Annotated in this window: 17 protein-coding genes; 5 read left to right on the top strand and 12 right to left on the bottom strand. The window is 68.6% G+C overall.

Annotation, left to right across the window (positions count from 1 at the left end; translation table 11 throughout):
* Positions 1 to 22: 22 nt before the first annotated feature.
* Together K5L49_RS19350 and K5L49_RS19345 are read right to left on the bottom strand one after the other, a co-directional pair.
* Positions 23 to 991 (bottom strand): aminotransferase-like domain-containing protein, encoded by a 969-nt coding sequence (locus K5L49_RS19350; RefSeq protein WP_223695162.1) that lies wholly within the window; start codon positions 989 to 991, stop codon positions 23 to 25.
* Positions 889 to 1,470 (bottom strand): GntR family transcriptional regulator, encoded by a 582-nt coding sequence (locus K5L49_RS19345; RefSeq protein ID WP_223695161.1) that lies wholly within the window; start codon positions 1,468 to 1,470, stop codon positions 889 to 891. The genes K5L49_RS19350 and K5L49_RS19345 overlap by 103 nt, the downstream gene beginning before the upstream one ends.
* An 82-nt stretch (positions 1,471 to 1,552) precedes the next feature.
* On the opposite strand from K5L49_RS19345, the gene K5L49_RS19340 reads away from it, so the two are divergent.
* Positions 1,553 to 1,993: a carboxymuconolactone decarboxylase family protein gene (locus K5L49_RS19340; protein WP_223695160.1), complete on the top strand. Its 441-nt coding sequence runs from the start codon at positions 1,553 to 1,555 to the stop codon at positions 1,991 to 1,993.
* A gap of 78 nt (positions 1,994 to 2,071) precedes the next feature.
* Here K5L49_RS19340 and K5L49_RS19335 read toward each other — a convergent pair whose 3' ends face one another.
* Complete coding sequence (locus K5L49_RS19335) at positions 2,072 to 2,446, bottom strand: FKBP-type peptidyl-prolyl cis-trans isomerase (RefSeq protein WP_223695159.1); 375 nt, start codon at positions 2,444 to 2,446, stop codon at positions 2,072 to 2,074.
* 207 nt (positions 2,447 to 2,653) lie between these two features.
* On the bottom strand, positions 2,654 to 4,048 hold the full coding sequence (locus K5L49_RS19330; RefSeq protein WP_223695158.1) for an FAD-binding oxidoreductase: 1,395 nt from the start codon (positions 4,046 to 4,048) through the stop codon (positions 2,654 to 2,656).
* Positions 4,049 to 4,140: 92 nt separating this feature from the next.
* Between K5L49_RS19330 and K5L49_RS19325 the strand changes: the two genes are divergently transcribed.
* Together K5L49_RS19325 and K5L49_RS19320 are read left to right on the top strand one after the other, a co-directional pair.
* Complete coding sequence (locus K5L49_RS19325; RefSeq protein ID WP_223695157.1) at positions 4,141 to 5,658, top strand: AlkA N-terminal domain-containing protein; 1,518 nt, start codon at positions 4,141 to 4,143, stop codon at positions 5,656 to 5,658.
* A 47-nt stretch (positions 5,659 to 5,705) separates the two neighbouring features.
* Positions 5,706 to 6,470, top strand: coding sequence for a glycosyltransferase family 2 protein (locus tag K5L49_RS19320; protein WP_223695156.1), 765 nt, complete (start codon positions 5,706 to 5,708; stop codon positions 6,468 to 6,470).
* A 20-nt stretch (positions 6,471 to 6,490) separates the two neighbouring features.
* On the opposite strand, the gene K5L49_RS19315 is transcribed toward K5L49_RS19320, so the two are convergent.
* Entirely contained in the window at positions 6,491 to 7,411 is a 921-nt protein-coding gene (locus K5L49_RS19315; RefSeq protein WP_223695155.1) for an alpha/beta fold hydrolase, read from the bottom strand.
* A 70-nt stretch (positions 7,412 to 7,481) separates the two neighbouring features.
* Here K5L49_RS19315 and K5L49_RS19310 point away from each other — a divergent pair, with 70 nt between their 5' ends.
* On the top strand, positions 7,482 to 8,357 hold the full coding sequence (locus K5L49_RS19310) for a fumarylacetoacetate hydrolase family protein (RefSeq protein ID WP_223695154.1): 876 nt from the start codon (positions 7,482 to 7,484) through the stop codon (positions 8,355 to 8,357).
* A gap of 87 nt (positions 8,358 to 8,444) precedes the next feature.
* Here the strand turns inward: K5L49_RS19310 and K5L49_RS19305 are convergent, their stop codons facing one another.
* The 5 genes from K5L49_RS19305 to K5L49_RS19285 form a co-directional block, all read right to left on the bottom strand.
* On the bottom strand, positions 8,445 to 9,968 hold the full coding sequence (locus tag K5L49_RS19305; RefSeq protein ID WP_223695345.1) for an aspartate ammonia-lyase: 1,524 nt from the start codon (positions 9,966 to 9,968) through the stop codon (positions 8,445 to 8,447).
* A gap of 145 nt (positions 9,969 to 10,113) precedes the next feature.
* A complete protein-coding gene (locus tag K5L49_RS19300) occupies positions 10,114 to 11,496 on the bottom strand; it encodes an aldehyde dehydrogenase family protein (RefSeq protein ID WP_223695153.1) in 1,383 nt (460 codons plus the stop codon).
* A 9-nt stretch (positions 11,497 to 11,505) separates the two neighbouring features.
* Positions 11,506 to 12,189, bottom strand: coding sequence for a tRNA (guanosine(46)-N7)-methyltransferase TrmB (trmB, locus tag K5L49_RS19295; RefSeq protein WP_223695152.1), 684 nt, complete (start codon positions 12,187 to 12,189; stop codon positions 11,506 to 11,508).
* Between the two features lie 82 nt (positions 12,190 to 12,271).
* Positions 12,272 to 12,586, bottom strand: coding sequence for a DUF4190 domain-containing protein (locus K5L49_RS19290; RefSeq protein WP_223695151.1), 315 nt, complete (start codon positions 12,584 to 12,586; stop codon positions 12,272 to 12,274).
* A 118-nt stretch (positions 12,587 to 12,704) separates the two neighbouring features.
* Positions 12,705 to 14,159: an NCS2 family permease gene (locus K5L49_RS19285; RefSeq protein WP_223695344.1), complete on the bottom strand. Its 1,455-nt coding sequence runs from the start codon at positions 14,157 to 14,159 to the stop codon at positions 12,705 to 12,707.
* A gap of 85 nt (positions 14,160 to 14,244) precedes the next feature.
* Here K5L49_RS19285 and K5L49_RS19280 point away from each other — a divergent pair, with 85 nt between their 5' ends.
* Positions 14,245 to 15,522: a uracil-xanthine permease family protein gene (locus K5L49_RS19280; protein ID WP_223695150.1), complete on the top strand. Its 1,278-nt coding sequence runs from the start codon at positions 14,245 to 14,247 to the stop codon at positions 15,520 to 15,522.
* Between the two features lie 90 nt (positions 15,523 to 15,612).
* On the opposite strand, the gene K5L49_RS19275 is transcribed toward K5L49_RS19280, so the two are convergent.
* Positions 15,613 to 15,945, bottom strand: a complete 333-nt coding sequence (locus K5L49_RS19275; RefSeq protein ID WP_223695149.1) for a peptidase — start codon at positions 15,943 to 15,945, stop codon at positions 15,613 to 15,615.
* Positions 15,942 to 17,159 (bottom strand): inorganic phosphate transporter, encoded by a 1,218-nt coding sequence (locus K5L49_RS19270; protein WP_308116571.1) that lies wholly within the window; start codon positions 17,157 to 17,159, stop codon positions 15,942 to 15,944. Before K5L49_RS19270 ends, K5L49_RS19275 begins: the two co-directional genes overlap by 4 nt.
* Between the last annotated feature and the right edge of the window lie 59 nt (positions 17,160 to 17,218).

Here is a 17,218-nt window from a genome sequence, read left to right as displayed (position 1 = left end):
TCGGTCCGCCTGCGGATTCCGGTCACCGATCGGGCTGCGGATGCGCGGAACGGGCGATCGCCCGGCCGAGCACCCGCAGCCCATCGGGCACGTCCTCGGGCGCGATCGCACCGAATCCGAGCATCAGCCCACGGTGGTCGCCCTGCGAGAACCGGGCGATCGACTGCACCGACACACCCGCCGCCGCGGCATCGGCCGCGACCCGGTCGGCGTCGAACGGTTCGGCATCGTCCACCGGCACCAGACAGACGTGGAGCCCGGCCACCGAGGGCACGACCCGCATGCTCTCGCCGAGCAGCTCGCGAGCGGCGTCGATGATCTGTCGGTGACGGGCACCGTAGGCCTTGGTCGCCTGGCGCACGTGCCGGGCGAAACCGCCGGTATCGATGAAGCGGGCCATGGCCGCTTGGCTCACATAGTCGTTGTGCCAATCCGTCAGCCGTTTCGCACTGCGAAGCGCGGGCAGGAGCGAGGGCGGCGCTACGAGGAAGCCCAGACGAAGCGTGGGGAGCATGGTCTTCGAGAAGGTGCCGACGTACACGACCCGGCCCTCCTGATCGAGGCTCTGCAGCGGGTCGAGCGGACGATCCGAGAACCGGTACTCGCTGTCGTAGTCGTCTTCGATGATCACCGCCTCGTTCGCCGACGCCCACTCCAGCAGCGCCGTGCGCCGACCCAACGACAGCACCGATCCCAGTGGGAACTGATGCGACGGCGTCACATAGACCAGTCTCGCCCGGGCGGGAAGCTCCGCCACCCGGATTCCGTGTTCGTCCACCGCGACGGGGACGACCTGAGCACCCAGGCTCTCGAACAGCTGCCGCACCGGCGGATAGCCCGGATCTTCCACCGCCACCACGTCGCCCGGGTCGATCAGCACGCGCCCGATCACGTCGAAGGCCTGCTGGGCGCCGCTGGTGATGAGCACATCGTCGGCCCCGGCGTCCACCGACCGCGCGACCCCCAGATGCCGGGCCAAGACGCGACGCAACCGTTCGAGCCCGGCCGGATCCTGGTAGTGCCCGCGCGCAGGATGCCGCCCCGCAGCTCGGCGGTGACATACCGGCGCCAGGTCGCCAGGGGGAACAGTGCCGGGTCGGGCGAGCCGACACTGAAGTCGTATGCGATCGGGACGGGCTCCGTCCAGAGCGGGTCGTCGAGGCCGCGCCAGCGCGCGGTCGGGAGGGCGGCCGTGTGCGTATCCCGGGCCCGCGAGCGCGGAAGCGGGGTCGGCACCGCGGCGACGAACGTGCCCGAGCCGACACGCGACAGCAGATAGCCTTCCGCACCCAGCCGCTCGTAGGCGACGGTGACCGTGGTGCGGGAGACGGCGAGCTGGGCCGCCAGGTCACGCGTGGACGGCAGGCGCTCACCGAGACGCAGCCGCCCGTCGCGGATGGCCTCGCGGAGGTGGCGGTAGATGCGGTCGACACGATCGCCGCGGCCTTCGATCGGCACGTGGACATCCATGCGGGCCTCCTTCAAATGGTCTGATCAGTTTCGCGAGAATTGGATCTGTCGCCGGTCCAATACTGCTCCTACCCTCGAAGACATGACAGAACGAATCGACATCGCGTCCGTTGTCCCCGAGGGCTATCGCAAGGCCGTCAACCTCGACGGCTACGTCTCGCAGCACGTGGAGAACCCGCTGCGTGACCTCGTCAACCTCCGCGCCTCCCAGCTCAACGGATGCACCTTCTGCGTCGACATGCACTCGGTCGACCTCCAGTCCGGCGGCGTGCCGCTGCGCAAGGTCTTCTCGGTGATCACCTGGCGGGAGTCGGAATGGTTCACCCCGCGCGAACGCGTCGCTCTGGAACTCACCGAGGCGGTGACACTCATCCACCAGGGCGGCGTCTCGGACGACCTCTACGCCCGGGCCCTGGCGGAATTCGGCGAGGAGGCCCTGGCGAACCTGCTGCTCGCCATCGCCACGATCAACGTCTGGAACCGCATCGCCATCCCGACCCGGATGCACCCGCCCGCGCTCTGATCCCGTCGCCCCACCGACGAAAAACGCTCCCCCCGTTCGACGGGGAGAGCGTTTTCGTGGTGTGGGTGAGAGGCCTGCTCAGGATACGCCGAGGAGGTCGATCACGAAGATCAGGGTCTTACCGGAGAGCGGGTGCCCGCCACCGGCCGGACCGTAGGCCAGCACGGGCGGAACCGTCAGCTTGCGGCGACCGCCGACCTTCATGCCGGGGATGCCGTCCTGCCAGCCCTTGATGAGGCTGTTGAGCGGGAAATCGATGGACTGTCCGCGGCTCCACGAGGAGTCGAACTCTTCGCCGGTCTCGTACTCCACGCCGAGGTAGTGCACGTCGACCTTCGCGCCGGGGGTCGCCTCGGCGCCGGTGCCCTCGACGATGTCGACGATCTCGAGCGCGATGGGGGCGGGCCCCTCGGGGGCGTCGACTTCGGGCTTCTGGTTGGTGTTTTCTGCCATGCATCCATCCAACCGGGTGTCGAGCGTCCACGTCAAAGGCGTTCGCTCAGCGCGTCACCGCAGCCATGTCCGAAATCCGCTCTTGCGCTCGCCGCCCGACAGCGGCACCCTAGAAGAAGATCACAGATCAACTCGTCGCCCGGGAGAGTCGCAGGCATCGCCGCACCACCGGGCGATGAGTCTGTCCACGGCCGGCGGCGCGAACGCTCAGCCGAAGATCTTGCCCGGGTTCAGCACGCCGAGCGGGTCGAACACCGACTTCAGCTTGACCTGCAGATCGTAGGAGTCCGGACCGATCTCATCGGCCAGCCACCGGCGTTTCAGCACTCCGATGCCGTGCTCCCCGGTCAAGGTGCCCCCGAGCTCGATGGCGGTACGGAACATCTCGTCGGCCGCCTCCCACACATTCTCGGGCACCCCCGCGCCCGAATAGACGAAGTTGGGGTGCAGATTGCCGTCGCCGGCGTGGGCGACCGTCGGTATGACGATGCCGTAGCGCTCCCCGATGCGTTCGATCGCCGCGAACATCTCGGGCATTCTCGAGCGGGGAACCGACACGTCTTCGATCAGAACCTCCCCGGTCGCCGCCAGCGCCGGGTGGAACGCGCGACGGATGGCGAGCAGCCGTTCTCCCTCTTCCGCGTCGACCGAGACCCGCACGCGACCGCCGGCCTCGCCGAGCAGCACTCCAGCGGCTTCGGCATCGACCCCGGAACCGCGCCCGTCGAACTGGGCGAGCAGGTAGCTGCTGCCCCCGCCGATGGGGCCGAACGCCTCCGCGATGGTCTGCTCGCCGAGGTACGCGGCGATCCGCTCCAGCGAGGGCCCGTCGAGCAATTCCATCACCGCCGGGCGCAGGCGGGCCGCCGTGATGGCGGCAGCGGCGGTCGCCGCACTGCGCACATCCGGGAACAGCGCGCCGACGGTCGTGGTCGTGCCGGTGGGGAGCGGGAGCGCACGGATCGTGGCCCCGACGATCACCCCGAGGGTGCCCTCCGACCCGACGAACAGCGCAGTGAGGTCGTATCCGGTCACGCCTTTGACCGTGCGGTGCCCCATCCGGAGCAGCCGCCCGTCGGCCAGTACGACATCGAGTGCGAGCACGGCCTCCCTGGTCACGCCGTACTTGGCACAGAGCAGGCCGCCGGCGTTGGTGGCGATGTTCCCTCCCACGGTCGCGATGGCACGACTGGCCGGGTCGGGGGCGAACCACAGCCCATACGGCTCCAACGCCCGGTTGAGATCGGCGTTGACGACACCGGGCTCGACCACGGCCAGCTCGTCCTCCGCCGAGATCTCGAGGATGCGATTCATTCCGGCAAGACTCAGCACGATCGCGCCATCCGTGCCGTTCGCGCCGCCGGCGAGACCCGTGCCGGCCCCGCGCGGCACGAGTGGGATGCGGAACTCGCTCGCCGTGCGCGCCGCAGCCTGGACGTGCGCGACGGTCGTGGCGTTCACGACCGCGAGCGGGCGGCCGTCGGCACTCCAGCCGGAGCGGTCGGTGCGAGCGGCCTCCAGGTCGTCTTCCGCGACACTGAGCACCCCGGAGGCGACCGCCTCTTCGCCGAGTGCCGCCCTGAGCCAGTCGAGTGCATCCATGTGTCTCACCTTAGAGAATCCGGGAGGATGCGCGGAGCTGTCATGTCCGAATTCCGCTATCACTTGTCGGAGCGGAGGGGCAGACTGGGACCATGACCATCGAAGACCGTTTCGCCGACCCGGTCTTCGCCGAGCGTTACCGCGCGATGACCGCCCGCGACACCCGGTTCGACGGCCAGTTCATCACCGGGGTGCACTCCACCGGCATCTACTGCCGCCCGAGCTGCCCCGCCGTCGCCCCCAAACCGGCGAACGTGACGTTCTATCTCACCGCCGCCGCCGCTCACGAGGCCGGCCTGCGTGCGTGCAAACGCTGCCTCCCCGACGCCGTGCCGGGCTCACCCGAATGGAATGTGCGTGATGACCTCGCCGCACGGGCCATGCGCCTCATCGCCGACGGCACGGTCGAACGGGAAGGCGTCCCCGGCCTCGCCCAGCGCCTCGGCTACACCCCGCGCCACCTCGGTCGGGTGCTTGTGGCGGAGCTCGGCGCCGGACCGCTCGCGCTCGCCCGGGCGCACCGCGCACAGACCGCCCGGCTCCTGCTCGCCGGCACCGAGCTGACCATCACGGACGTGGCGTTCGCCGCGGGGTTCACCAGCGTGCGGCAGTTCAACGAGACGATGATAGACATCTACCGCACCACGCCGGGAGAGATCCGCACTGCGGCGAACGGCACCACCACCAACGGCACCACCGCCAGCGGCACCGCCGCGCACACCACGAAGAAGTCGGAGCGCGCCGCCCTCACCCTCCGGCTGCCCGCCCGCGCACCGTTCGATGGGGCCGCCGTGCTCGGGTTCCTGACCGCCCGCGCCGTCACCGGCGTCGAACGGGGCTCGGCCGACGAGTACTCCCGCGCCATTTCGCTGCCGCACGGCACCGCGGTCGTGCGCCTCCGGCTCGGCGGCACCGCGGCGGCGCCGCATGTGATCTGCGAGGCCACCCTGAGTGACGTCGCCGACCTCGCGCCGCTCGTCGCCCGCATCCGGCGTCTGCTCGACCTCGATGCCGATGCGCTGGCGATCGACGAGGCCCTCGCCTCCGACCCGGCGTTGGCCCGTAGCGTCGCCGCCGCGCCCGGCCGGCGGGTTCCGGGCGCCGTCGATCCCGATGAGATCCTGTTCCGTGCCCTGATCGGACAGCAGGTGTCGGTGCCCGCCGCCCGCACCGCGCTCGGCCGCCTCACCGAGGAACTGGGCGAACGGATCGACCTCGACGGCTTCACCCGGCTCTTCCCCACCGCGGCCCAGATCGCCGAGAACGGGCACGCTGTGCTGCGGGGACCGGCCAAACGCATCGACAGCATCGTGAACGCCGCCCGGGCGCTGGCCGCGGGCGACCTCGTGATCGACGTCGGCGAATCCCGGGAAGAGCTGGAGGCGAAACTCGTCGCCCTGCCGGGTATCGGGCCGTGGACGGCCGGTTACGTCGCGATGCGCGTTCTCGGCAGCCCGGATGTGCTGCTCACCAGCGACCTGGTGATCCGGCAGGGCGCTGAGCGGCTCGGCCTGCCCTCCGACGCTCGCGCCCTCGCCGCATACGGCGCGCGGTGGGCGCCGTGGCGCAGCTACGCGGGAATGCACCTCTGGCGATCCTCGCAGGCGTAGGATCGCGAAGAGACAGTCCGTTGGTGCGGTGAGGAGGGTATGCGGTTTTGCCCTCCATCACGGTCGTGATTCCGGCCCTCGACGATGCCGAAATGCTGGCCCGCTGTCTCAGCGATCTCGCCGTGCAGCTGCGCCCGGCCGATGAGATCATCGTGGTCGACAATGGCAGCAGCGACGATACAGCGGCCGTCGCCCGCGCCGGCGGAGCCCGGGTGCTCGACGAGCCCGTCCGCGGCATCTGGCCTGCCGCCTCGACCGGTTACGACGCCGCCACCGGCGACATCATCGCCCGGCTCGACGCCGACTCCCGGCCTTCGTCCGATTGGCTCCTGCACATCGAGGCCGAGTTCGTCGACTCACCGGAGATCTCGGTGCTCACCGGCCCGGGGATCTTCTACGACGGCAGCACCCTGATCGCAGGTCTCGGGCAGATGCTTTACATCGGCGGATACTTCTGGTCCATGGAGATCTGGCTCGGTCATCCCGCGATCTTCGGGTCCAACTTCGCGATGCGCCGCGACGTGTGGCAACGGATGCGCGGGCGGGTGCACCGTGGACTCCGCGAGATCCACGACGACCTCGACCTCGCCATCCACCTCGACCCGGACCAGATCGTGCGCTACGACGAGAACCTCACCGTCGGCATCTCGGCACGTCCGTTCTCCACCTGGCGCGGTTTCGGCCGGCGTCTCGGGTGGGCGTACACCACCCTGCGGATGCACCTGCCGGAGGAGTCGCCGTGGCGGCGCCGTGCTGCGCGCCGCCGCTGGGAGGAAGAGCACGCGGGCGACCTTCCGGGTGCCGTGGCCTGACGCCGCACCCGTTCGGCGGGTCAGCGGTTCTGTTCGGCGCGTTCGGCGCGATGGAACAGTGCGATCATGTCGCGGGCGAGCTGGTGCGGAGCCGTCTCGCACGGGCTGTGCCCGGTCGTGTACACCGCCAGCGTCGCTCCGAGAGACTGCGCGTTGGCCGCATGCAGATGGGTGGGCCACAGATCGTGGTTGCCCGTGGCCACGAGCACCGGCGCCGCGCTCGCGGCCACCGCGTCGCGCACATCCGGAACGCGCTTCATCAAACCGACGATGTCGTCGACGCTCGATCGTCTGGTCAGTGCGAAACGGGCCCGCACGAAGGCGAGCCGGCTGAGCGGCACCTTGTTCTTATTGGTGACGATCCCCCAGATCATCAGGCCGGCGCCCTGCCGCCCGCCGAGGAACCAGCTGAGCCAGCCGATCACCCGGACACCCCGGAACGCCTGCCCCGGTTCCGGAGGCGTGGTCAGCAGCGTGAGACTGCGGAAAAGCCCGGGATGCTCGGCGAGTGCCAATTGTGCCAGCACCCCGGCGAACGAGTAGCCGAGCACATGTGCCGGCGCCCCCGAACCCAGGAAAGCGAGAACGTCGCCGACGAGGAGCTCATAGGTGTAGTGCCCGCCCAGAACCGGACCCGCCTGCGCGGACTCGTATTGGCCGGCGAGATCGAAGCTCTGCACGAAGTAACCGCCGGCGACGAGGATCGGCGCCAGCAGGAAGAAGTCTTCTTTCGACCCCGTGACGCCCGGGATGAGCACGACACGCGGGTCGGCAGGGTCGCCCAAGGAGACGACGGCCAATTCGCCGCTCGGGGCGTCGAATCGCGAGAACCGGGCCCCGACGGGCGCGATCGACCAATCGATGTCGGGGATGCCGGCATCCAGCCGCGCAGCGTCGTCGTCGCCTCCGGCGACCCCGGACTGCCTTTCTCCGATGGACACGCCTCCACGCTAGCCGACGCGGCCGACCTTTGTGATCGGCTCGGCGGTCGCGGCCGTATAGCCTTGTGGAGTGAGATTCTCGCACCTCAGTTCCACCACAGATCCACAGCCGCGACTGGCCGCCGTCATCGGAGACGGCGCTCTCTTCCTCGACGAGGTGATGGATCCGGCTCCGCGTGACCTCCAGGATCTCATCGAGCAGGGCGATGCCGCGCTCGCGCATGTGAAGGCCGTCGTCGACAACGCGATCGCGCAGCACACGTCGCTCACGCCGATCCGCGAGCTTCGGCACGCCTCGGCCGTCCTGCGCCCGCCGCAGGTGATCGCCATCGGCGCCAACTATGCCGCGCACGCCTCCGAGCTCAAGCTGCGCACCGAGAAGGCGGCGACCGTCTTCTCCCTGTGGCCCAACTCGCTGGCGGGCCACGAGGGCACCACCACCTGGCCTGAGAACCTCACCACCCAGGTCGACTACGAGGCCGAGCTCGGTGTGATCATCGGCAAGCCGGCGCGCGACGTCTCGGTGCGGGACGCCCTCGACTATGTGTGGGGCTACACGGTGGTCAACGACATCACCGCTCGCGATCTGCAGTTCTCCGAGGCGCAATGGTCGCGGTGCAAATCCTTCGACGGCTTCACCCCCAACGGACCGGTCGTCGTGACCGCCGAAGAGATCAGCGACCCGCAGGACCTCTGGCTGACCACCAACGTCGATGGCGCCATCCTGCAAGACTCCTCCACCGCCGACATGGTGCGCTCCGTCGCCGAGATCGTGTCCTTCCTCTCCCGGTCGGCCACAGTTCAGCCCGGCACCCTCATCTCGACCGGAAGCCCGGGCGGCGCCGGATACTCGCGCACGCCGCCGGTCTTCCTGCGCGACCGGTCGACCGTCACCGTCTCCATCGGCGGGATCGGCTACCTCACCACGTACTGCCGGGTCACCTGATCCTGGCCAGAGGTCGAACGGCACACGAAAGGGGCCTCGCCGTCGCGCTCTCGCGAGCGGGCTCAGCGGGGCCCCGTTTTCGTGGGTTCAGTCGGTGAGGTCGCTCGCGTTGACGATGGGCACGGCGGTCGTGATCGCTTCCAGGCCGCTCAGGCGGGCCGGTGAAAGCAGTTTCGTCACGTCTTCGCGGCTCATCAATTTGGCATCGACGACCATATCGGCCACGTTGCCCCCGGTGAGGAGCGCCGTCTTGGCCAGGGCTGCAGCCGCCGCGTAGCCGATGTGCGGCATGAGCGCCGTGATGACGCCGACCGAGGAGCCGACCATCGCGCCGAGTCGTTCCTCGTTGGCGGTGATGCCGTCGACACAGTTGACGCGCAGGGTGTGGAAGGCCTGGGTCATCCACGTCACGCTCTGCAGCAGCGAGTGGGCGATCACCGGCTCGAAGGCGTTCAGCTGGAGCTGCCCGCCCTCGGCCGCCATGGTCACGGTGACGTCGGAGCCGGCCACCGCGAAGGCGACTTGGTTGACGACCTCCGGGATGACCGGGTTGACCTTGCCCGGCATGATGCTCGAGCCGGCCTGACGCGGCGGCAGGTTGATCTCGCCGAAACCGGCCTGCGGGCCGCTGGAAAGCAGGCGCAGGTCGTTGCAGATCTTCGAGAGTTTGATCGCGCTGCGTTTCAGCGATCCGGAGAACGACATGAATGCACCGGCATCGCTGGTCGACTCGATGAGGTCGGGCGCGGTCTCGAGATTGAGCCCGGTGATGGTGTTGAGATGTTTGACGGCGGAGGCGGCGTAGCCAGGGTCCGCAGTGATACCCGTCCCGATCGCGGTGGCGCCGAGGTTGATCTCGGCGAGCAGCCACTTGGTCTCGGTGAGTCGGGCGTGGTCTTCCGTCAGTGTGGTGGCGAACCCGTGGAACTCCTGACCGAGGGTCATGGGCACCGCATCCTGCAGCTGGGTGCGGCCCACCTTCAGGACGTGGCGGAACTCCTCCCCCTTGCGGGCGAAGGAGTCGCGCAGCAGCGCCAGCTCGTCGAGGAGGTGGGCGAGCGCGAACGTGAGGGCGATCTTGATGGCCGTCGGGTATGTGTCGTTGGTGCTCTGGCTGCGGTTGACGTCATCGATCGGGCTGAGGTGCTGGTACTCGCCCTTGCCATGGCCGTCGAGCTCGAGCGCCACATTGGCGATGACCTCGTTGGCGTTCATGTTCGTCGATGTTCCCGCGCCGCCCTGCATGACGCCGACGACGAACTGGTCGTGGAACCGGCCGTCGATGATGAGCTGGCAGGCGCGGTCGATGATCTCGGCCTTGTGCGGTTCGAGGGCACCGATCTCGAGGTTGGCTCGCGTCGCGGCCTGCTTGACGCTGGCCAGGGCGACGACGAGGTCGGGGTAGACGGAGATCGGACGCTTCGCGATCGGGAAGTTCTCGAGCGCTCGTGAGGTGTGCACGCCCCAATATGCTGCGGCGGGAATATCCCGGGCGCCGAGCGAGTCGCTCTCGGTGCGAACCGGGCCGCCGGCAGTGACCGGCGTGGGCACGTCGGAGACGTTCTCGCTTGCGTCCACGATGGGGATCGGGCTGGTCTTGGGTTCGTCCATTGTTGCTGTACTGGGGGTGGTCACGCTTGGCTCCGTTGCCTCTCGTTGTGCGGTGGCATGCTTCTGATGTCGGCCGTTCGTGGCCGCCGACGCTTCGAGCCTACCGCTCTCCCCTGAGGTCTCGCAGGGTGGGTCTGGAGCCGTGTCAGCTCAGCTTGCGGAGGAGCCCGCGCACGAATCTGTCCTTGGCCTCGGTGTACGGCGGGTAGATGAGCCTCATGGTGTCCGGCTTCAGCGATTTGGTCAGCACGGCCTTCTCGTGACTGAACGTCCGCACCGAGTTCTCGCCGTGGTATGCGCCCATCCCGCTCTCGCCCACGCCCCCGAACGGCAGGCCGGCGACGGCGAGATGCGCCGCGGGCACGCCGAATCCGACCGCACCGGAACTCGTCTCGGTGAGGATGCGCCGACGCACACGACGACTCGAGCTGAACACGTAGAGCGCAAGCGGCTTGTCGCCGCCGGCGATGATCCCGATGGCCTCGTCGAGCCCGGAGACGGGAACGATCGGCAGGACCGGACCGAAGATCTCCTCGCCCATCACGGCCGCGTCGCGGGGGACGTCGGTGAGCACCGTCGGCGCGAGGTAGCGGGTCACCGGGTCGGAGACGCCCCCGATGATCGTCGTGCCCGCATCCAGCAGGCCGGTGAGCCGGTCGAATTGACGGTCGTTGACGATTCGGCCGTAGTCGGGACTCGTGGCGGGGTCGTCGCCGTACAGCTCGCGCACCGCGGCGGCCAGAGCCGGCGCGAGACGCGCGGCCACGGCCTGGGTGGCGAGGATGTAGTCGGGAGCCACGCAGGTCTGCCCGGCATTCATGAACTTGCCCCAGGCGATGCGCAGCGCCGCAGCCTCCGGATCGACCGTGTCGTCCACATAGACCGGCGACTTGCCCCCGAGCTCGAGGGTGATCGGGGTGAGGTTCGGCACGGCCGCAGCGGCGACGATGCGGCCGACCCGCGCATTGCCCGTATAGAAGATGTGGTCGAATCGCTGCTCCAGCAGCTCGGTGGTCTGTTCCACCCCGCCCTCGACGACCGCAACGGCGCGGGTGTCGAGGTATTCGGGGATGAGCCGGGCCAGCGCGGCCGAGGTCGCCGGCGCGAGCTCGCTCGGTTTCAGCAGGACCGCGTTCCCGGCCGCCAGAGCGCCGACCACCGGCGCCAGGAGAAGCTGAACGGGATAGTTCCACGGCGCGATCACCAGAACGACCCCGAGCGGTTCGCGCACGATGCTGGCACGGGCGGGAAGGATCGCACCGGGCACGGTGACGCGGCGGGGTTTCAGCCAGCGACGCAGCCGACGCGTGATGTGGTCGATCTCACTGACCACGAACCCGAGCTCGGCCACCTGCGACTCGGTGGGGTTCTTGGCGAGGTCGGCCAGCAGCGCGTCCTCGAGCTCCGCCGACCGTTCGGTGAGCATCCGGCGCAGTGCCGCCAGCTGGGCGAGGCGCCACGCGAGCGGTTTCGTGGTGCCCGCATCGAAGGAGCGGCGTAGAGCGTCGACGGTCTGAGCCAGGGTCATGCGACCATCCTACGGATGCGTGACCGTACGGTACTCGAGGTCGACGATCGCGTGCCCCAGGCGTTCGCCGCGCTGTTCGAATCGGGTGAGCGCGCGATCGTCCGGGCGCGGCACGAAGCCACCGGCGCCGGCGCTGTTCACGAGCTCGGGACAGGCGTCGAGCACCGCGATCATGTGCTCGGCGTAGTCCGCCCAGTCGGTGGCGAGTCGGAGCGTGCCGGTCGGTTTCAGCGAGCGCGCGAGAAGCAGGGCGAACTCCGGCTGAACGAGTCGACGTCGGCGGTGGCGGTTCTTCGGCCACGGATCCGGGAAGAAGATGAGGACCTCGTCGAGGCTGTGCTCGGGCAGCATCCGTTCCAACACCTCGACGGCGTCGTGCCGCACGACGCGCACATTGCCGATCTCCCGCACGCTCAGCTCGTTCAGCAGCCGCCCGACCCCGGAACCGTGCACCTCGACTCCCAGGAAATCGGTCTCCGGACGCTGCGCAGCGAGGGTCAGCAGATTCTCGCCGTTGCCGAAGCCGATCTCGACGATGCGGGGCGCGACACGGCCGAAGGCCCGGTCGAGGTCGATCCGCTCCTCCACGAAGTCGATGCCGTAGTCGGGCCACAGCTCCTCGAGGGCGCGCTGCTGGGCTTCGGTCCTGCGTCCGCGCGAGACGAAACTGCGCTGGCGATTCGGGGTGTCCACCCGTCCATTCTCCCGTATCGCCATCGACGCCCCTCCGGAAGCCGTCGGAAGGGCGTCGAAGCCGGTGCGGCCGGAGCGCGTCTTACAGGAATGCGAACGGCAGGAAGGCGAAGCTGAGACCGATTCCGACGACGGCGAGCATGGCGGCGATCACCGCACCGGCGAGCATCACCGCGTTGAGGACGATGCCCCAGACGGCCATCGTCTTGCCCGCCGGCTCCCTGCCGACAGCGAGGATGCCGAGCACCAGCCCCACGATCGGGGCGAAGAACGTCCAGCTGAACGCGAGGGAGGCGATCCCGAGCACGAGACTGGCAATGCTGAGACCCTGGCTCGGCTGCGCGATGGGTGCCGCGTAAGCGGCCTGTGGTGCGTGGTGGCCTGCGGCGTCGGTCATGATGAACGGTTCCCCTCGGTTGATCGGATGCCTCCAGTCAACCGCGGACGGCCCCCGGGCACCATCGGGATATCCCCCGATTCCGCTCAGGGGAATCCCCGATCTTCGCCACCGGGCGTCAGTGCGGAAGCGCCGCCTCGATCGGGCCGCGGGCGAAGTAGATCAGGAACCCGGCGGCGACGATCCAGAGCAGCGGGCTGATCTGGCGCGCTTTGCCGGCGAGCGAGCGGATGAGGACCCAGCTGAGGAAGCCGACCCCGATGCCGTTGGCGATCGAGTAGGTGAGCGGCATGACGATGATCGTGAGGAACACCGGGAGCACACTGGAGAACTCGCCGAAGTCGATGTCACGGATCTGAACGACCATGAGCGCGCCGACCACCACCAGGGCGGCCGCGGCGACCTCGAGCGGCACCACCTGCGTGAGTGGAGTGAAGAACATCGCGAGCAGGAACAGCAGACCGGTCACGACGCTGGCGAATCCGGTCTTCGCGCCTTCGCCGACGCCGGCCGCGGAGTCGACGAACACGGTGTTCGACGACGCGGATGCGCCTCCGCCGGCGACCGCACCGATGCCCTCGACGATCAGCGCCGACTGCAGCCGGGGGAAGGCGCCGTCTTTGTCGGCCAGGCCGGCGCCGCGGGCGAGGCCGGTCATGGTGCCCATCGCGTCGAAGAAGTTCGTGAAGACCAGAGTGAAGATGAGCATCACCGCGGCGAGCGCGCCGATGCGGCCGAACGCACCGAACAGGTCGAAATGGCCGACCAGGCCGAGGTCAGGAAGTGCGACGAGCGATTTGGGGAGCTCCGGGACGATCAGGTTCCAACCGGCCGGGTTCTTTCCGAGCGACGGCCCCACCCGGAAGATCGCCTCGGCGACGATGGCCACGATGGTGGACGTCACGATGCCGATGAGCAGCGCGCCTTTCACCTTGCGGGCCATCAGCACTCCCATGATGACCAGCGCGATGAGGAACACGACGGTGGGGAGCGTGGCGATCGAGCCGGCTTCACCGAGTTGCACCGGTGGCGACGCCTGGTTGGTGCTGCGCACGAAACCGCTGTCGACGAAGCCGATGAACGCGATGAACAGACCGATACCCACGGTGATCGCGGTCTTCAGCTGCGCCGGGACGGCGTTGAAGATCATCCGGCGCAGCCCGGTCGCCGCCAGCAGCACGATGATCACGCCGTCGATCACCACCAGCCCCATGGCCTCCGGCCAGCTGACGATCTTGACCACATTGGCGGCCAGGAACGAGTTGATGCCGAGGCCGGCCGCCAGGCCGAACGGCAGGCGGGCGACGAGGCCGAACAGCAGAGTCATCACGCCCGCGGTGAGGGCGGTCACGGCGGCCAGCTGGGCGCCCGGGAGCACGCCGCCCACCACATCCTTCGCCCCGCCCAGAATCAGCGGGTTCAGGATGACGATGTACGCCATCGTCACGAATGTCACGAGACCACCCCGCACCTCGGTGCCCCAAGTGGTCCCGCGCTTCGTGATCTCGAAGAACCGGTCGAGCCGTTGGCCGACGGTCGGCGTGGGCGAGGCGGGGGCACTGGATGCGGAAATGATCGTCTCCCGTAGGATCACCGAGGGTTATCGTGCGCGGATGCGCGCTTGACAACCCTAAAGCCCATCGACGCGAAGGACGCATATGGCCCTCCCCTGGACGCTGCACGGTGACGGAAAGAACGTGGGGGCGGCAGAAGTCGTGCTCCCCGGCGAACGGCTCACCTGGCCCCGCACCATCGGCCTGGGTGCCCAGCACGTCGTGGCGATGTTCGGCGCGACCTTCCTGGTCCCGGTGCTCACCCACTTCCCGCCGAGCACGACGCTGCTGTTCTCCGGTGTCGGAACCATCCTGTTCCTCCTCATCACCCGCAACCGGCTTCCCAGTTACCTCGGCTCGTCGTTCGCCTTCATCGCACCGATCACGGCCGCGACCGCAAGCAACGGAATGGGCGGAGCCCTTTTCGGGATCGTGGCGGTCGGCGTGCTGCTCACGATCGTGGGCGGAATAGTCATCCTCACCGGAACCGGCTGGATCGACGCTCTGATGCCGCCGGTCGTCGCCGGCGCCATCGTGGCCCTGATCGGTTTCAATCTGGCTCCGGCGGCGAAGAACAATTTCATGGTCGCACCCTGGACCGCCCTGGTCACTCTGCTCGCCGTGCTGTTGAGCACCGTACTCTTCCGGGGGCTGCTCGGCCGTCTTTCGATCTTCCTCGGCGTCGCCGTGGGATACGTGTTCGCGGTGATCGTCGGCGAGGTCGACTTCTCGAAAGTGGCGAAGGCCGACTGGATCGGGCTTCCCGTCTTCACCCTGCCGACGAACCCGTTCGAGAATCCCGCGGCGACGTTCGGCATCCTTCCGGCGTTCCTCCCGGTGGTCCTCGTGCTGGTGGCTGAGAACGTGGGCCACATCCGCGGCGTCGCCCAGCTCACGGACCCCGCGGTCAACGCGCTCACCGGGCGGGCGCTCCTCTCCGATGGGCTCGCGACCACCCTCGCCGGATTCTTCGGCGGGTCGGGCACCACGACGTACGGCGAGAACATCGGGGTGATGGCCGCCACCAAGGTGTATTCGACCGCCGCATACTGGGTGGCGGGCATCGTCGCCGTGCTGCTCGGGCTCTCCCCCAAGATCGGCGCGGTGATCAACACCATTCCTGCCGGCGTGCTCGGAGGCGTGACGACCGCGCTCTACGGTCTGATCGGGATCATCGGCGTGAAGATCTGGCTCGACAACAAGGTCGACTTCTCCAAGCCGGTCAATCAGTTCACCGCCGCGACCGCCCTCGTCGTGGGCATCGCAGACTTCACACTGAACTGGGGTCAGCTCACCTTCAACGGGATCGCCCTCGGTACCATCGCGGCGATCGTCGTCTACCACGTGATGCGCACAGTGGCCCGCCTCCGCGGCACCGACTGAGGTGGGCGGGGGTCCGCACGCCGGATACGGGTGCAACGGGCTGCCCGGACGCCGTTGTCCGGGCAGCACCGCTGGTTCGAGGGTTCCCTGCTACCGGTGGAAGAACGGGATGATCAGGTACAGCCCGTAGAGCACCGCGGCCGCGCAGAGGACGAAACAGGCGTAAGCGCCGACGACCGCGGCCCGCTTCTGCCTCTCGGTCATCGGGTTCTTCTTGCGGGCCTTCCTGGCCTTCTTCATGGCGTGTGCCGCCTCCTCCGGAGAGATGACGGTGATCGCGTCGGTGAACTCGACCGGCTCGACGAAGAGAGCGCGACCGGAGACGGCGAGCAGCCGCATCCCGAGCGCGTACAGGCAGACCACCAGGCTGGAGCCCACGAGCGACGCCACGAAGACGATGAAGAACGCTCCCCAGTCGATCATGCCGACTCCTTCTTCGTTCCGCGGGGCTTCTTGAGCGGCTTGACCTTCTTGATCTTCACGGCGCGGCCGGAGGCGGCGACCTCGCTGGCGCCCTGCACCGGAGCGGGTGCGACAGCATTGTCGCTGTGCACGCTGTTGCGGCGGGCGAGCAAGAAGATGATGGTGATCACGGTGATGGCGATCACCGCGTCGATGGCGATGCCGACCGGTCCGAAATCGGCCAGCCAGGCCGCGATCGCGCCGACGATGGCCGCCGCCGGCAGGGTGAGCAGCCAGCCGAGTGCGATGCGACCCGCCGTGCCCCAGCGCACCGACGATCCCCGGCGGCCGAGCCCGGAACCGATCACCGAACCCGAAGCGACCTGGGTCGTGGAGAGCGCGAAGCCGAGGTGGCTGGAGGCCAGGATGGTGGCCGCGGTGCTGGTCTCGGCGGCGAAGCCCTGCGCGGGTTTCACCTCGGTGAGACCTCGGCCGAGCGTGCGGATGATGCGCCAGCCGCCCGAATACGTTCCGATCGCGATGGCGAGGGCGCAGGCGACGACCACCCACAGCTCCGGGCCGCTCCCCGCCGACTGGACGCCAGCCGCGATCAGGGTGAGGGTGATGACGCCCATCGTCTTCTGCGCGTCGTTGGTGCCGTGCGAGAGGGCGACGAGCGACGACGAGAAGATCTGGCCGTAGCGGAACCCGCCCCGGCCGTCGGGACGGCCGTCGTAGCGGCGTGTGATCCAGTAAGCCAGTCTGGTGGCGCAATAGGCCACGACGCCGGCGGTGACCGGCGCGATGAGCGCGGGCAGGATGACCTTGTCGAGCACGACCACGAAGTCGACGGCGCTGAACCCGACCCCGACGATCGCGGCCCCGATCAGGCCGCCGAAGAGGGCGTGGCTGGAGCTGGAGGGCAGGCCGAACAGCCAGGTGACCATGTTCCAGATGATCGCGCCGACGAGACCGGCGAAGATCAGCTCCGGCGTGATCTGCACGCCGCCCTGCCCCTCGCGGATGATGCCGCCCGAAATGGTCTTGGCCACCTCGGTAGAGAGGAACGCGCCGACGAGGTTCAGTACCGCGGCGAGGGCCACCGCCACCTTCGGCCGCATGGCACCGGTGGCGATGGGCGTGGCCATCGCGTTCGCAGTGTCGTGGAAACCGTTCGTGAAATCGAAGAACAGGGCCAGTGCGATGACGAGCACGACGATCAGGGTGAGATCCACCAGTGCCGGTGCCTTTCTCTGGAAGGATCAGTCTCGTGTCGGCACAGTCCGTCCCAACC

The sequence above is a fragment of the Leifsonia poae genome (genome assembly GCF_020009625.1).
Taxonomy (GTDB): domain Bacteria; phylum Actinomycetota; class Actinomycetes; order Actinomycetales; family Microbacteriaceae; genus Leifsonia; species Leifsonia poae_A.
This window is presented reverse-complemented; position numbering and strand designations above follow the sequence as displayed.

What these genes read in the sequence shown, in the direction of transcription:
- K5L49_RS19340 (WP_223695160.1), top strand. Translation starts at nt 1,553, where the DNA reads ATGACAGAACGAATCGACATCGCGTCCGTTGTCCCCGAGGGCTATCGC.
- K5L49_RS19345 (WP_223695161.1), bottom strand. Translation starts at nt 1,470, where the DNA reads ATGGATGTCCACGTGCCGATCGAAGGCCGCGGCGATCGTGTCGACCGC.
- K5L49_RS19325 (WP_223695157.1), top strand. Translation starts at nt 4,141, where the DNA reads ATGACCATCGAAGACCGTTTCGCCGACCCGGTCTTCGCCGAGCGTTAC.
- K5L49_RS19335 (WP_223695159.1), bottom strand. Translation starts at nt 2,446, where the DNA reads ATGGCAGAAAACACCAACCAGAAGCCCGAAGTCGACGCCCCCGAGGGG.
- K5L49_RS19280 (WP_223695150.1), top strand. Translation starts at nt 14,245, where the DNA reads ATGGCCCTCCCCTGGACGCTGCACGGTGACGGAAAGAACGTGGGGGCG.
- K5L49_RS19330 (WP_223695158.1), bottom strand. Translation starts at nt 4,048, where the DNA reads ATGGATGCACTCGACTGGCTCAGGGCGGCACTCGGCGAAGAGGCGGTC.
- K5L49_RS19300 (WP_223695153.1), bottom strand. Translation starts at nt 11,496, where the DNA reads ATGACCCTGGCTCAGACCGTCGACGCTCTACGCCGCTCCTTCGATGCG.
- K5L49_RS19275 (WP_223695149.1), bottom strand. Translation starts at nt 15,945, where the DNA reads ATGATCGACTGGGGAGCGTTCTTCATCGTCTTCGTGGCGTCGCTCGTG.
- K5L49_RS19290 (WP_223695151.1), bottom strand. Translation starts at nt 12,586, where the DNA reads ATGACCGACGCCGCAGGCCACCACGCACCACAGGCCGCTTACGCGGCA.
- K5L49_RS19305 (WP_223695345.1), bottom strand. Translation starts at nt 9,968, where the DNA reads ATGGACGAACCCAAGACCAGCCCGATCCCCATCGTGGACGCAAGCGAG.